The organism is Nocardioides sp. BE266 (genome assembly GCF_031457855.1).
Classification (GTDB): domain Bacteria; phylum Actinomycetota; class Actinomycetes; order Propionibacteriales; family Nocardioidaceae; genus Nocardioides.
Genome location: NZ_JAURTI010000001.1, coordinates 16,350 through 29,642, shown reverse-complemented (window position 1 = coordinate 29,642; position 13,293 = coordinate 16,350). Strand labels below are relative to the sequence as shown.

At 71.7% G+C, this 13,293-nt stretch carries 16 protein-coding genes; 12 read left to right on the top strand and 4 right to left on the bottom strand.

Features of this window, described 5'->3' with window-relative positions; all coding sequences use genetic code 11:
- The first annotated feature begins 19 nt into the window (after nucleotides 1-19).
- The 8 genes from J2X46_RS00165 (at nucleotide 20) to J2X46_RS00130 (ending at nucleotide 6,080) form a co-directional block, all read left to right on the top strand.
- On the top strand, nucleotides 20-886 hold the full coding sequence (locus J2X46_RS00165) for an alpha/beta fold hydrolase (protein ID WP_310245390.1): 867 nt from the start codon (nucleotides 20-22) through the stop codon (nucleotides 884-886).
- Nucleotides 887-930: 44 nt separating this feature from the next.
- Complete coding sequence (gene recO, locus J2X46_RS00160) at nucleotides 931-1,659, top strand: DNA repair protein RecO (protein WP_310245388.1); 729 nt, start codon at nucleotides 931-933, stop codon at nucleotides 1,657-1,659.
- A 4-nt stretch (nucleotides 1,660-1,663) separates the two neighbouring features.
- Nucleotides 1,664-2,161 (top strand): DUF1697 domain-containing protein, encoded by a 498-nt coding sequence (locus J2X46_RS00155; RefSeq protein ID WP_310245386.1) that lies wholly within the window; start codon nucleotides 1,664-1,666, stop codon nucleotides 2,159-2,161.
- Nucleotides 2,162-2,211: 50 nt separating this feature from the next.
- Entirely contained in the window at nucleotides 2,212-2,601 is a 390-nt protein-coding gene (locus tag J2X46_RS00150; protein WP_310245383.1) for a hypothetical protein, read from the top strand.
- Nucleotides 2,602-2,640: 39 nt separating this feature from the next.
- Nucleotides 2,641-2,982, top strand: a complete 342-nt coding sequence (locus J2X46_RS00145) for a hypothetical protein (RefSeq protein WP_310245382.1) — start codon at nucleotides 2,641-2,643, stop codon at nucleotides 2,980-2,982.
- Between the two features lie 110 nt (nucleotides 2,983-3,092).
- The gene (locus J2X46_RS00140; protein WP_310245379.1) at nucleotides 3,093-4,268 is read left to right on the top strand and encodes an LCP family protein; all 1,176 of its coding nucleotides are present in this window, start codon (nucleotides 3,093-3,095) and stop codon (nucleotides 4,266-4,268) included.
- A 143-nt stretch (nucleotides 4,269-4,411) separates the two neighbouring features.
- Complete coding sequence (locus tag J2X46_RS00135; protein ID WP_310245377.1) at nucleotides 4,412-5,263, top strand: hypothetical protein; 852 nt, start codon at nucleotides 4,412-4,414, stop codon at nucleotides 5,261-5,263.
- 31 nt (nucleotides 5,264-5,294) lie between these two features.
- Nucleotides 5,295-6,080 carry an isoprenyl transferase gene (locus J2X46_RS00130; protein WP_310245375.1) on the top strand — a complete coding sequence of 262 codons (786 nt, stop codon included), beginning with the start codon at nucleotides 5,295-5,297 and terminating at the stop codon, nucleotides 6,078-6,080.
- Nucleotides 6,081-6,084: 4 nt separating this feature from the next.
- Here the strand turns inward: J2X46_RS00130 and J2X46_RS00125 are convergent, their stop codons facing one another.
- From J2X46_RS00125 to J2X46_RS00110, 4 genes are read right to left on the bottom strand one after another with little or no spacing between them, the layout of a single operon-like run.
- Entirely contained in the window at nucleotides 6,085-6,501 is a 417-nt protein-coding gene (locus J2X46_RS00125) for a Fur family transcriptional regulator (RefSeq protein WP_310245372.1), read from the bottom strand.
- Nucleotides 6,488-7,495: a metal ABC transporter permease gene (locus J2X46_RS00120; protein WP_310245370.1), complete on the bottom strand. Its 1,008-nt coding sequence runs from the start codon at nucleotides 7,493-7,495 to the stop codon at nucleotides 6,488-6,490. Before J2X46_RS00120 ends, J2X46_RS00125 begins: the two co-directional genes overlap by 14 nt.
- Complete coding sequence (locus J2X46_RS00115; RefSeq protein WP_310245368.1) at nucleotides 7,492-8,283, bottom strand: ABC transporter ATP-binding protein; 792 nt, start codon at nucleotides 8,281-8,283, stop codon at nucleotides 7,492-7,494. The genes J2X46_RS00120 and J2X46_RS00115 overlap by 4 nt, the downstream gene beginning before the upstream one ends.
- A complete protein-coding gene (locus J2X46_RS00110; protein ID WP_310245366.1) occupies nucleotides 8,274-9,200 on the bottom strand; it encodes a metal ABC transporter solute-binding protein, Zn/Mn family in 927 nt (308 codons plus the stop codon). The genes J2X46_RS00115 and J2X46_RS00110 overlap by 10 nt, the downstream gene beginning before the upstream one ends.
- A 128-nt stretch (nucleotides 9,201-9,328) precedes the next feature.
- Here J2X46_RS00110 and J2X46_RS00105 point away from each other — a divergent pair, with 128 nt between their 5' ends.
- The 4 genes from J2X46_RS00105 to dusB all read left to right on the top strand — a co-directional run bounded on the left by J2X46_RS00105 (nucleotide 9,329) and on the right by dusB (nucleotide 13,051).
- Nucleotides 9,329-9,658 (top strand): antibiotic biosynthesis monooxygenase, encoded by a 330-nt coding sequence (locus J2X46_RS00105; protein WP_310245362.1) that lies wholly within the window; start codon nucleotides 9,329-9,331, stop codon nucleotides 9,656-9,658.
- A 56-nt stretch (nucleotides 9,659-9,714) separates the two neighbouring features.
- Nucleotides 9,715-11,115 carry a glycine--tRNA ligase gene (locus tag J2X46_RS00100; protein WP_310245359.1) on the top strand — a complete coding sequence of 467 codons (1,401 nt, stop codon included), beginning with the start codon at nucleotides 9,715-9,717 and terminating at the stop codon, nucleotides 11,113-11,115.
- Between the two features lie 147 nt (nucleotides 11,116-11,262).
- Nucleotides 11,263-11,874, top strand: coding sequence for a hypothetical protein (locus J2X46_RS00095; protein ID WP_310245357.1), 612 nt, complete (start codon nucleotides 11,263-11,265; stop codon nucleotides 11,872-11,874).
- Nucleotides 11,875-11,911: 37 nt separating this feature from the next.
- Nucleotides 11,912-13,051: a tRNA dihydrouridine synthase DusB gene (gene dusB / locus J2X46_RS00090; RefSeq protein ID WP_310245355.1), complete on the top strand. Its 1,140-nt coding sequence runs from the start codon at nucleotides 11,912-11,914 to the stop codon at nucleotides 13,049-13,051.
- Nucleotides 13,052-13,293: the final 242 nt, after the last annotated feature.

The following is a 13,293-nucleotide window of genomic DNA, read 5'->3' as shown; positions in this document are numbered from 1 at the left end:
CCGGCGCTACATTCGGCTCATGCTGGTGAGCGAGCGGATCGGGCAGTTCTTCTTCGAGTCCGACGGTGGGCGCGACCGGCTGGAGTACACCGAGTACGGCTCGGGCGACCAGTGGGTGGTGCTGCTGCACGGCCTGCTGATGCCGCGAAGGATGCAGCAGCCGCTCGCCCGCGCCATGGCTGCGCAGGGCCTGCACGTCGTGACGCTCGACCTGCTCGGGCACGGCCGGTCCGACCAGCCCGCCGACCCGCTCGTCTACTCGATGACGGCGTTCGGGCGGCAGGTCGTCGCGCTCCTCGACCACCTCGGCGCCGAGCAGGCCGTCATCGGTGGCACGTCGCTGGGCGCCAACGTCTCGCTGGAGGTCGCGGTCATCGCGCCCGAGCGGGTCAAGGGACTGATCGTGGAGATGCCGGTGCTCAACAACGCGCTGGTCGCCGGGATCCTGGCCTTCGTCCCGATCATGCTGGCCGCGCGCTACCTCCCCTTCACCGCCAACTCGCTGCAGAAGCTCTCCCGCTCCGTGCCGCGGGGGATCGTGCCGTTCTGGGCCGGCATCGGGCTCGACACCGTCGACCACCGCGCCGACTCGATGTCCTCGCTCCTGCACGGCGTCATCTTCGGCCGGCTCGCGCCCTCCTCGCGGCTGCGGCGCCAGATCCAGGCGCCCGCGCTCGTCGTCGGCCACCCCATCGACCCGATCCACCCGTTCGTCGACGCCGACATGCTGGCCGCCGAGCTGCCGCACGTGCGCTTCGAGCGGGCCTCGTCGATCCTCGAGTGGCGCTTCCGTCCCGAACGCCTCACCAGCGCCGCGTCGGACTTCGCCCTCGACTGCTGGGCGACGACGGCGACGCCCAGGGCGTCGCGCGCCCGGAAACGCTGACGCCGCCGCCCGCGCGTGGCGGGTGCGTGGTGGAGAATGGGCGGGTGCCCCTCTACCGCGACGAGGCGGTCGTGCTGCGCACCCACAAGCTGGGTGAGGCCGACCGCATCATCACCCTGCTGACGCGTCAGCACGGGCGCGTGCGCGCGGTCGCCAAGGGCGTCCGTCGTACGACGTCGCGCTGGGGTTCGCGTCTCGAGCCGTTCACCCACGTCGACCTCCAGCTCGCGGAGGGCCGCAGCCTCGACGTGATCACCCAGGCCGAGACCATCGACCCGTTCCACGCGCGGCTCGGTCTCGACTACGACCGCTACACCGCCGGCACCGTGATGCTGGAGACCGCCGAGCGGCTCGTCACCGAGGAGAAGGAGCCGTCGGTCCAGCAGTTCCTGCTGCTCGTCGGCGGCCTGCGCGCGATGTCGGGCGGCGAGCACCCCGCCAAGCAGGTCCTCGACTCCTACCTCCTCCGCTCCCTCGCCGTCGCCGGCTACGCCCCCTCCTTCGACCACTGCGTGCAGTGCGGCGTCGAGGGTCCGCACCGGTTCTTCAACCCCTCCGCCGGCGGCGTGATGTGCGCCTCCGACAAGCTCCCCGGCTCCGCGACCCCTGCTCCGGAGACGGTCCGGGTGCTCGGCGCGCTGCTCGTCGGCGACTGGCCGGTCGTGCACGCCGCCGACCCGCGCCACCTCCGCGAGGCCAGCGGCCTGGTCTCGGCCTACCTCGCCTGGCACCTCGAGCGCGGCCTGCGCTCGATGGCCTACGTCGAGCGCTGACGTCGTGCACGTCGCGTTCTTCCGCAACCTCAACCTCGGCCAGCCCCGCAGCCCGAGCCGCGCCCAGCTCGTCGACGCCTTCGAGGCCGAGGGTGCGACCGGCGTGCTGAGCCACCAGGTGAACGGCACCGTCGCCTTCGTAACCGCGGGTGACGCGCAGCGCCTGGCCAGCGCCGTCGCGAAGCGCCTCACCCCCGTGTGCGCGTACGACGACGTGGTGCTCGTCCGCCCGCTCGACTGGCTCTCCTCCCTGGGCCTGGACGCGCTGCCCGACGGGTGTGAGCTGACGCTGTTCGACGGCTCGTTGCCGTTCCCGGAGACCGTGCCGTGGAGCCCGGGCCCGGAGGTCACGGTGCTGGCCGCAGACGGCGGCCACGCGATCGTGCAGAACCACGTCGAGCGTCGCAGTCAGGGCACCCGCGTGATCGAGTCGCTGCTCAGCGTGCGCGCCACGTCTCGCGGCGTCGGCACCGTGCAGCGCCTGCTCGCCCGGCTCGGGTGAGCGCCGAAACACCTTTGCCGTCCGGCGCGCGGGCGCGACACGATGACGACGTGTCTTCCTCCGATGCCATCGGCCTCGTCTGCGCCGCGCTCGACCCCGTCATGGTCGCGGCGGGCTTCCAGGCCGGGCAGGGCGGGACGACCCCCGCAGACGAGGGCCAGGTCATCTACTGCGCCGGGCACGACGAGTTCAGCGAGCGCTATCCGTCGCTTCCGCAGGCGCACCAGCAGGAGCCCGGCGGGACCTGCGTCGACCTCGTGCTGGACGTGTGGCCCGGCGGGCGCCTCGGACGCATGGATCTCGAGGCAATGTCGCTCGCGGCGACCCTGCGCCACGTCGGGCTGACCGAGGACGGCGACGCGGTGGAGGCGGTGGCCGGTGTCCCGGTTGCCGACGCGCTGCCGGTGGTCGCGGCCGCGCTGGAGCGACTCCTCGGCTGAGTCGTCGCCTCACCGAGTCGCTGCGGTCATACTCGGACCATGGGCTGGGCGAAGGTGGCTCTCGTGAGCGGGGTGCTCGTGGTCCTCGGCGCGTTCGGCGTCGGGACCGAGGTCTCGCGCAGCGCCACGATGGCCGACCACGTCCAGCACTGCGGCTCGGCGATCTCGGCGTCCTGGCTGGTGTCGGGCACGCCTGAGGTGACGACCCACCCGGATGCGGAGGAGCGGGCGGCTGCCGCCGCCTGTGCGCCGGTCATCCGGCAGTCGCAGCTGCTGGTGCTGACGGCGATCGGGCTCGGGGGCCTGCTGGCAGTCCTCGGCGCGACGGCGCTGCGTCCTCCCGTCGGCCTCGGCCGTCCGCGGCAGCCGGCCCACGCGTAGCGGATCTGCGTCCGGACGCAACCAGACCGGCTCGGGAAGCGTCACTAGGTGTGGTGAGGCCCATCGGCCGCGCCCGCCCGCGCCGAGCCCTACCGACGAGACGAGACCTGATGCCGGACGAACCGACGACGCCGACTCCCACGAGGACGCGTCGACGTACGGTCCTGCGGGTGGTCCTCGTCAGCGCCCTGGTGCTGGCCCTGGTCACCGGTCTCGGCACCTGGCTCTGGATCCGGCACCTCGACGGCAACATCGAGACGGGCTCCCTCGACGAGCTCGGCCCCGGTCGACCCGAGCGGCAGTACACCGGCAACGGCAAGCCACTCAACATCCTCGTGATGGGCAGCGACACGCGCGCGGGGAAGGGCAACCACATCGACGGGGAGGCGGGAGCCGGCGGGTCGGACACCACGATCCTCGTGCACCTCTCCGCTGACCGGAGCCGGGCGTACGCCGTCTCGATCCCGCGCGACTCGATCGTCGACCGGCCCGCCTGCAACGGCGGGGAGACGCCCGCCGAGACCGACGTCATGTGGAACGACGCGTTCACGGTCGGTGACGAGCTCTGCACGGCCGACCAGTTCGAGCAGGCCACCGACCTCCTGCTCGACCACTACGTCGTCATCGACTTCAACGGCTTCGGCGAGATGGTCGACGCCGTCGGCGGCGTCCCGGTGTGTGTGCCCGAGGACGTCGTCGACCGGAAGAACGGCATCTTCGTCCCCGAGGGTGACCCCTCGCTGCTCACCGGCGACCAGGCCCTCGACTACGTCCGGGCCCGCTACGTCGGTGCGTGGGAGGACCAGAACGACCTCTCCCGCATCCGGCGCCAGCAGGAGTTCATCGGTGCCCTCGTGCGGAAGGTGAAGTCGACGGACACGCTCACCCGTCCGGACAAGGTCGTCCGATTCCTCGAGGCCGCCACCCGGTCGCTGCGGACCGACGAGGACCTCGGGTCGGTGACGAAGATCGCCCGGATCGCCCTGCAGCTGCAGGACATCGGCCTCGACCGGATCCAGTTCCTCACCGTCCCGACCGAGTACTTCCCGTCGGACTCCGAGTTCCGCGGCAAGGTCCGCTGGACGCCGGAGGCCCAGCGGATCTGGGACCTGCTCAACCACGACGAGGAGCTGCCGGCAGACCTGCTCGGTGACGGCGCCGTCGACGCGGAGGGGCCGGACAAGCAGCCGGACCCGCCGAAGGGCACGCCGAGCGGCAGCCCCAACACGCCGGCTGACCCGGGCGCGGGCGCCGACGAGGAGCAGGTCTTCGGCGTCTGCGCGTGACCAGCACATTTTGGGGAAACTGCCGAGTAGCCCCGAATGGTCGCGGCGGAGCCATACCCGTCCCACGCGGAGCCTCGTTGGGCCCGTAGCAGCCCGAAGGGCCAGGTCCGGCCCGGGCGAGAGCGGTCCCGGAGGCGATCACCATGACGAAGCAGGCAGTCCCACCAGCCCGGCGACGCCGTGCGTGGCGTACGACGTTCCTCACCGGCGCGGTGCTCCTGCTGTCGCTGTCCGTCAGCCCCGGTGCTCGCGCGGACGAGGGCGACGGTCTCCTCGGCGGGGTGGCGGAGGTCGTCGGAGGTGTGACCGACCCGGTCGTCGAGCCTGCCGTCGAGGTCGCGCACTCCGCCGTGCCGCAACCGGTGCAGCAGGCCGCCGCACCGGTCGTCGAGCAGGTCGTGCAGCCGGTGGTGTCGCACGCCGAGCAGGCCGTCGCGCCCGTGCCCGGTGCCGACCGGGTGACGCAGCCGGTCGTGAAGGCCGCGGAGTCCGTCGTACGTCCGGCCGGGCGACCGCGCGAGCAGGGCGGGTCAGGCACGGGCGAACCGACCGCCGGGACGCACGCCACCCCGTCCGCCACTCCGGCCGACGGTCCGGTGAGCACCGGCGCTGCACAGGACAGCTCGACCTCGGACGGGACGCGGCACGGGGACGGCCCCTCCGGGTTCGCGCCCTGTGACGGCTTGAGCGACCTGCCTCCGCGCGGGACGGCGACGCCCGGGTCCGCCCGGGAGCCTGGCCAGGCCGCGGTGATCGCCTCGTCGTCCGACGTGGAGGTCCTCGCTGCGGAGTCGGACGCCGACGACCGCTCGGGCAGGTCCGACCCGCGCCCACGGCAGGCGCCGCTCACCGACGTCCCGTGGTTCGACTCGACGGGCAGCGGGCTCGGCGCGCGGGGCGGCTCGATCACGGTCCCCGTGCTCAGCGGCCTCGTCGGGCTGGTCGGGATGCTCCTCCTCGGCGTCGCGCTGGTCCGGTCGAGGCAGCACGCCTGACGCGCGGCCCCGTCCGCCTAGGCTGTCGCTCGTGAAGCGACAGGTGAGACCGCCGACGCCGCACCCGAGCGGCGCGACACCCCCGCCGGTGCCGAAGGACCTCGTGCCCGAGCACGTCGCGATCGTCATGGACGGCAACGGGCGCTGGGCGAAGGAGCGCGGGCTGCCGCGCACCAAGGGGCACGAGCAGGGCGAGCACACGCTCTTCGACGTCGTCGAGGGCGGCATCGAGATCGGCGTGAAGGCGATCTCCGCCTATGCGTTCTCCACCGAGAACTGGTCGCGCTCGCCCGACGAGGTGCGCTTCCTGATGGGCTTCAACCGCGACGTGATCCGCCGCCGCCGCGACGAGATGCACGAGCTCGGCGTGCGCGTGCGCTGGGCCGGCCGCGCACCGCGACTGTGGAAGTCGGTGATCAAGGAGCTCCAGGTCGCCGAGGAGATGACCCAGGACAACGACGTCCTCACCCTCACCATGTGCGTCAACTACGGCGGCCGCGCCGAGCTCGCCGACGCCGCCCGGGCGATCGGCCGCGAGGTCGCCGCCGGCCGGCTCAACCCGGACAAGATCGACGAGAAGACCTTCGCCCGCCACCTCTACGTCCCCGAGCTGCCCGACGCCGACCTGATCTGGCGCACGTCGGGGGAGCAGCGGCTCTCGAACTTCATGCTCTGGCAGGCCGCCTACAGCGAGATGGTCTTCACCGACGTGCTCTGGCCAGACGTCGACCGGCGCCACCTGTGGTCCGCCATCGAGACCTACGCCAGTCGCGACCGCCGCTACGGCGGCGCGCTGCCGAACCAGGCGCAGACCTGACCTCCTAGCGGCAGGCCGGGCAGGTCCCGAAGATCTCCAGCGTGTGGCTGAGGTCGGCGTAGCCGTGCTCCTGCGCGATGGCGTTGGTCCACCGCTCGACCGCGGGCCCCTCGACCTCGACCGTGGCGCCGCACGTGCGGCAGACCAGGTGGTGGTGGTGCGTGTCGGAGCAGCTGCGCCAGATGGCCTCGCCGTCCTCGTTGCGGAGCATGTCGACCTCGCCGGCGTCGGCGAGCGTGGACAGCGTGCGGTAGACCGTCGCCAGCCCGACCGAGTCGCCCTGCTCCTTGATCAGGTCGTGGATCTCCTGGGCGCTGCGGAAGTCGTCGAAGCCCGCCAGGGCGGCCGCGACGGCGCGCCGCTGGCGGGTGGGCCGGACGGCCGGCCGCCCCTCAGGGTCGTGGTGGTCAGTGCTCGTCATAGTGCTCTCCGTGTACGGCGTGCCGGTGGCCGTCGTGGACGTAGTCGACGTGGTCCTCGTGCGGGACGGCGGGGTGGCCGCAGTCCTGGCCGTGCTCGTGTGGGTGCTCGTCGGTGACCGTGTGGCTGCCGTCCTCGACGCTGGGGAACGGCGAGAGCAGCCGGCGCCGGCGCCGCAGCCAGACGCCGATCGGCCAGGTCGAGGCGAACATCGTCAGCGCCAGGAGCACGATCGTCGGGCCCGGAGCCACGGTCGCCCGGAAGGACAGGGCCGCACTCAGCAGCAGCCCGCCGAGGGCGGCGAGGACGCCGACGACCATCGCGCCCGTGAGCGTCGTACGGAACGAGCGGGCGAGCTGCTGCGACGTCGCGACCGGCACCACCATCAGGGCGGAGACCAGGAGCAGGCCGACGGTGCGCATCGCGACGGTCACGGTGACCGCCGCGAGCACCGCGACGAGCAGGTTGTAGGCGCGGACCCGCAGCCCGGCGACGCGCGCGAAGTCGGCGTCGCTGGAGACCGCGAACAGCTGGGGGAGCAGGCCGAGCGTCGTCACCAGCAGCACCACGGTGAGGCCGAAGGTGAACCACACGTCGCCCGCCGAGATGCTGGTCAGCGAGCCGAAGAGGTACTCCTGGAGACGGGCCGCGCCCTGCCCGGCAAGGCCGGTGATCAGCACGCCGCCGGCGAGGCCGCCGTAGAAGAGCAGGGCGAGCGCCACGTCGCCGTTCGTGTGCCCGCGCTCGCGGATCACCTCGATCAGCGCGGCGCCGAGCACCGCGACGACGACCGCGGTCCACGTCGGCGACGCGCCCGTCAGCAGGCCGATCGCGACACCGGTGACCGCGACGTGGCCGATGCCGTCGCCGAGCAGCGCGAGCCGGCGCTGCACGAGGAACGTGCCGATCGCCGGCGCGGCCAGCCCGGTCAGCAGCGCCGCGATGAGCGCGCGCTGCATGAAGGGCAGGGAGAGGAGGGAGAGGAAGTCGCTCATCGTCCGCCTCCGAGCTCGTCGAGGGGGGAGCCGACGTGGGGCACGTGGTCGTGGGTGCCCGCGGTCGGGTGGTGGTGGTCGTGCCCGTTGCCGGCGTCGAGGGCCGGGCCGGAGTACGCCACCCGCCCGTCGCGCATCACGACTGCCCGGTCGATCAGCGGCTCCATCGGGCCGAGCTCGTGGGCCACCAGCACGATCGTCGCGCCGCGGGACTTCAGCACGCGCAGGGCGTCGGCGAGGGCGCGCTGGTTGGACAGGTCGACGCCGGCCGTCGGCTCGTCGAGCACCAGCAGGTCGGGCTCGCCGGCGAGGGCCCGCGCGATCAGGGCGCGCTGCTGCTGCCCGCCGCTGAGCTGGGAGATGCCGTACGACGCCCGGTCGGCCAGGCCGACGACCTCGATCGCGTCCGCGATGGCCTGCTTGTCCTGGCCGGACAGCGGCAGGAACCGCCGACGGCGGGTGATCCGGCCGGACGCGACGACCTCCCAGACCGTCGACGGCACGCCGCTGCTCGCGGTGGACCGCTGCGGCACGAAGCCGATCCGCTGCCAGTCACGGAAGTCGGCGTACGGCGTCCCGAACAGGCTCACCGACCCGGAGGTCAGCGGAACCAGGCCGGTGATGGCGCGCACGAGGGTCGACTTGCCGGAGCCGTTGGCGCCCATCAGCGCGAGGAACTCGCCGGGCGCCACGGTCAGGTCGATCCCGCGCAGGATCGGCCGGCCGCCGATGGCGACCGCTCCCTGGCGGACCTCGACGGGGGCGACGAGCCCGGGGCTCACTGGCATGCGTTGGCCTTCCTCAGCGCATCGAGGTTCTCACCCATGAGCGAAAGGTAGTCCTGGTCGGCCGTCTCGTCGGAGAGGCCCTCGATCGGGTCGAGCACGGCGGTCTCCAGCCCGAGGTCGCCGGCGAGCGAGTCGGCCATCTTGCTGCTGGCGAGCCGCTCGGAGAAGACCGTGGTGATGCCGTCCTCCTCGATCAGCTCCTGCAGCCGCGCCAGGTCGGCGGGCGTGGGCTCGGCGTCGGGGGAGAGGCCGGCGATCGACTCGAACTGCAGGCCGTAGCGCGCGAGGTAGGAGAAGGCCTCGTGGCTCACCACGGTGGTGGTGCGCTCGCAGGTCGCGAGCCCGGCGGCGTACTCCTGGTCGAGGGCCTCGAGGTCGCCGCGGAGGTCGGCGGCGTTCTGCTCGTAGGTCGAGGCGTGGTCGGGGTCGAGGTCGGCGAGCTGGGCGGCCACCGCGTCACCGAGATCGGCCATCAGGAGCGGGTCCTGCCAGAAGTGCGGGTCGAGGTCGCCGTGGTCGTGGCCGGCCTCCTCGTGCTCGTGGTCGTGCTCGGAGGCGGGCATCAGGTCGACCACCTCTGCGGCGTCGACGATCGCGGCGTCGGGGGCGTTGGTGTCCACCGTCTCGTCGACGGCCGGCTGGAAGCCGTGCTCGAGGACGACCAGGTCGGCCCGCGCGACCTCGGCGCTCTGCTTGATCCCGACCTCCAGGTCGTGCGGCTCGGTGCCCGGACCGGTGAGGTTCTCCACCGTCCACCCGTCGCCCGCCACCCGGCCGGTCACCCACGCCAACGGGTAGAACGCCGCGACGGCCGAGCGACCATTCCCGGAGTCGGCGGCTGACCCGCCGCAGCCCGCAAGGAGGAGGGCTGAGGCGAGGGTCGTGGCGAGGGCGAGGGGCCGAGTGGCGGACAACATGAGAACGATTCTCACCACTGTTGAGAACCATTGTCAAACGTGGGACGTAGTCCAGTGGCAAACGGCTGCCCTTGCGAGCCTTCGGCGACCGTTCGTCACTGGACTACCCCGGCCTTAGGCTGGCGACCGTGCTCGTCGTCACCCGCCTCCGTACGCCGTCCGCCGATGTCGCCGCCGAGAGCGAGCTGCGATCCGGGCTGCTCGTCGCGCTCGGGATCCTCGCGAGCAAGCCCGGCTACGTCGGGGGCGAGGTCGGCCGCAACGTCGACGACCCGACCCTGTGGGCGCTGACCACGCGATGGGAGAACGTCGGCTCCTACCGGCGCGCGCTGGGGTCGTACGAGGGCAAGATGCACATCCAGCCGCTGATGGTGCACGCGCTCGACGAGCCCAGCGCGTACGAGGTCGTCGAGGAGGGGACCGACCTCAACGAGGCGCAGCCCCGGTCGTTAGGCTGAGCGCTCGCGCACACCGAGCCGGCAGCCAGCCGGCCCGACCAGAAGGAAGCTCCACCGTGGCCAAGCCTGCTCCGACCGCCCTGGACAACGTCGTCTCCCTCGCCAAGCGCCGAGGTTTCGTCTACCCCTGCGGTGAGATCTACGGCGGCACCAAGTCCGCGTGGGACTACGGCCCGCTGGGCGTGGAGCTCAAGGAGAACATCAAGCGCCAGTGGTGGAAGTTCATGGTCACCCGGCGCGACGACGTCGTCGGCCTGGACTCCTCGGTCATCCTGCCCACGCGCACGTGGGAGGCCAGCGGCCACCTCAGCACCTTCAGCGACCCGCTCGTGGAGTGTCAGTCCTGCCACAAGCGCTTCCGTGAGGACCACCTGCAGGAGGACTACGCGGTCAAGAAGGGCATCGACGACCCCGACACGGTCGACATCAACGACTCGGTCGCCTGCCCCAACTGCGGCACCCGCAACGCGTGGACCCCGCCGCGCAACTTCAACATGATGCTCAAGACCTACCTCGGCGTCATCGAGGACGAGTCGGGCCTGCACTACCTCCGCCCCGAGACCGCGCAGGGCATCTTCCTCAACTTCGCCAACGTGGTGACCTCGAGCCGCCAGAAGCCGCCCTTCGGCATCGCCCAGATGGGCAAGAGCTTCCGCAACGAGATCACGCCGGGCAACTTCATCTTCCGCACCCGCGAGTTCGAGCAGATGGAGATGGAGTTCTTCGTCAAGCCCGGCGAGGACGACGAGTGGTTCCGCTACTGGATCGAGGAGCGCACCAAGTGGTACGTCGACCTCGGCATCAACCCCGACAACCTGCGCCACTACGAGCACCCGCAGGAGAAGCTGTCGCACTACTCCAAGGGCACCACCGACATCGAGTACCGCTTCGGGTTCTCCGGTCGTGACTTCGAGGAGCTCGAGGGCATCGCCAACCGCACCGACTTCGACCTCAAGCAGCACAGCGAGTACTCCGGCAAGGACCTGTCCTACTACGACCAGGCCAACGACGAGCGCTACCTGCCCTACGTCATCGAGCCCGCCGCCGGCCTCACCCGCTCGCTCATGGCGTTCCTCATCGACGCCTACACCGAGGACGAGGCGCCCAACACCAAGGGCGGCGTGGACAAGCGCGTCGTGCTCAAGCTCGACCCGCGCCTGTCGCCGGTCAAGGTCGCCGTGCTCCCGCTGAGCCGCAACGCCGACCTCTCGCCCAAGGCCAAGGCGCTCGCCGCCGAGCTCCGCGAGAACTGGAACGTCGAGTTCGACGACTCCGGCGCCATCGGCCGCCGCTACCGCCGCCAGGACGAGATCGGCACCCCGTTCTGCGTGACGGTCGACTTCGAGACCCTCGACGACAACGCCGTCACCGTCCGCGAGCGCGACACCATGTCGCAGGAGCGCGTCAGCCTCGACGGCATCTCCCAGTACTTCGCCGCCAAGCTCCTCGGCTGCTGAGCTCCTGGCGCTCGATCCGAGCGCGCGGGGCGGAGGACTCCTGGATGATCGGTCTGCTTCCCGGGCGGTCGAGGTGCGAGCGCCAGCGAGCCTCGAAACCACGTCGATCCGTGGCGCAGCGTGCCCAGCGGGCGTCACTATGTGGTGATGCGCACCCTGCTCCTCACGACGGTCCTGGCGCTGTCGCTGGCCGGGTGCGCGGGATCGGAGCCGGAGGCCGACGACGAGCCGACGAGCGCCGCGACCACCGCCGTCGACGAGGGCACCGCACCGGGCACCGACCTGGCGTACGGCGACTCCGCGACCCTCGTGTGGAAGCCGACCTCAGAGCTGACCGGCGAGCTCGAGCTGAGCGTTGACGCGGTCGCCGAGCAACGGCGGTCGGTCTTCGACGGCTGGACGACCGACGAGGCGATGGAGACCGCCCGGCCCTACTTCGTCACCGTCAGGGTGACCAACGCGGGGGAGTCCGACCTCGGTGGGCAGGTCGTGCCGCTCTACCTCCGCGACGACCGCGGCACGCTCGGCGCCCCGTGGACGCTCGGGGGCGACTTCACCGCCTGCCAGAGCGGCCCGCTGCCGGCGCCGTTCGCGTCGGGCGAGAGCGCGGAGCTGTGCCTGGTCTACCTCGCACCCGACGGCGCGAAGGTCGAGGACCTGGTGTTCGAGCCGACCGAGGGCTACGACCCGATCAGCTGGACCGGCGACGTCGCCACTCCCGCGAAGCAGAAGCCGCGCACCGGGAGGAAGCGCGGCTGATTTGGGGAGGGCGCGACACCGGTTCGACAATGGAGCCATGACTGCCCTGCCCGACTCCCTCACGCTGGGGTCGCTGCGCGTGGACACCCCGGTGGTGCTCGCGCCGATGGCCGGCATCACCAACGCGGCCTACCGCCGGCTGTGCGCCGAGCAGGGTGCCGGGCTCTACGTCTGCGAGATGATCACCAGCCGCGGACTCGTCGAGCGCGACGAGACCACGCGGAAGATGCTCGTCTTCGACGACCTCGAGACCACCCGCTCCGTCCAGCTCTACGGCACCGACCCGGTCTACATCGGCAAGGCCGTGGAGATCCTCTGCGCCGACTTCGGCGTGGCGCACGTCGACCTCAACTTCGGCTGCCCCGTGCCCAAGGTGACCCGCAAGGGCGGCGGGGGAGCCCTGCCGTGGAAGCGCGGCCTGCTCGGGGAGATCCTCGAGCACGCGGTCGCCGCCGCGACGCCGTACGACGTCCCGGTGACGATGAAGACCCGCAAGGGCCTCGACGACGACCACCTGACGTACCTCGACGCGGGCCGGATCGCCCAGGAGACCGGTGTCGCGGCGATCGCGCTGCACGGCCGCACCGTCGTGCAGGCCTACTCCGGCGAGGCCGACTGGGACGCGATCGCCGCGCTCGTCGACCACGTCGACATCCCGGTCCTCGGCAACGGCGACATCTGGGAGGCGGCCGACGCCCTGCGGATGGTCGAGCAGACCGGCGCCGCCGGCGTCGTCGTCGGTCGCGGCTGCCTCGGCCGCCCGTGGCTGTTCCGCGACCTGGCCGCCGCGTTCCACGGCGAGGACGTGGCCACCCTCCCGACCCTCGGCGAGGTGAAGGCGATGATGCGCCGCCACGCCGAGCTGCTCTCGGAGCACATGGGGGAGGAGCGGGGCTGCAAGGAGTTCCGCAAGCACATCACCTGGTACCTCAAGGGCTTCCCGGCCGGTGGCGAGCTGCGCCACCAGCTGGCCCTCGTCGACTCGCTCGCCTCGCTCGACGTGCTGCTCGACGGCCTCGACGGCGACGCCCCGTTCCCCGAGCGGGAGCTCGGCACGCCGCGCGGTCGGCAGGGTGCCCCGCGCAAGAAGGTGGTGCTCCCCGACGGGTGGCTGGACGACACCGACGGGCGTGGATCGCACCTGCGCGAGGACGCCGACGAGACCACCGGAGGCTGATCCTCCACGAGGCAGGCGGAGCCTGTCGTCGTACCCACGATTCCGTGTCGGGTGAGCCGAAACACGCCGATTTTTACTTGGGGAGATTGGGACACCGCGGAAATCGTGTGCTTCACTCGATGATCGCGCCGACGTGGGCACGAGGCTTCCCCTGGCATTTCCTCGTGGATCGGCGCAGTCCCCCGTCAGCAAGTGCAAAGGATCAGCGCTGTGGCTCAGCATCGCCACAAGCGGGAAACCCC

What these genes read in the sequence shown, in the direction of transcription:
- J2X46_RS00125 (WP_310245372.1), bottom strand. Translation starts at nt 6,501, where the DNA reads ATGACGAGCACTGACCACCACGACCCTGAGGGGCGGCCGGCCGTCCGG.
- dusB (WP_310245355.1), top strand. Translation starts at nt 11,912, where the DNA reads ATGACTGCCCTGCCCGACTCCCTCACGCTGGGGTCGCTGCGCGTGGAC.
- J2X46_RS00095 (WP_310245357.1), top strand. Translation starts at nt 11,263, where the DNA reads ATGCGCACCCTGCTCCTCACGACGGTCCTGGCGCTGTCGCTGGCCGGG.
- J2X46_RS00115 (WP_310245368.1), bottom strand. Translation starts at nt 8,283, where the DNA reads ATGCCAGTGAGCCCCGGGCTCGTCGCCCCCGTCGAGGTCCGCCAGGGA.
- J2X46_RS00140 (WP_310245379.1), top strand. Translation starts at nt 3,093, where the DNA reads ATGCCGGACGAACCGACGACGCCGACTCCCACGAGGACGCGTCGACGT.
- J2X46_RS00110 (WP_310245366.1), bottom strand. Translation starts at nt 9,200, where the DNA reads ATGTTGTCCGCCACTCGGCCCCTCGCCCTCGCCACGACCCTCGCCTCA.
- J2X46_RS00165 (WP_310245390.1), top strand. Translation starts at nt 20, where the DNA reads ATGCTGGTGAGCGAGCGGATCGGGCAGTTCTTCTTCGAGTCCGACGGT.
- J2X46_RS00145 (WP_310245382.1), top strand. Translation starts at nt 2,641, where the DNA reads ATGGGCTGGGCGAAGGTGGCTCTCGTGAGCGGGGTGCTCGTGGTCCTC.
- J2X46_RS00120 (WP_310245370.1), bottom strand. Translation starts at nt 7,495, where the DNA reads ATGAGCGACTTCCTCTCCCTCCTCTCCCTGCCCTTCATGCAGCGCGCG.
- J2X46_RS00135 (WP_310245377.1), top strand. Translation starts at nt 4,412, where the DNA reads ATGACGAAGCAGGCAGTCCCACCAGCCCGGCGACGCCGTGCGTGGCGT.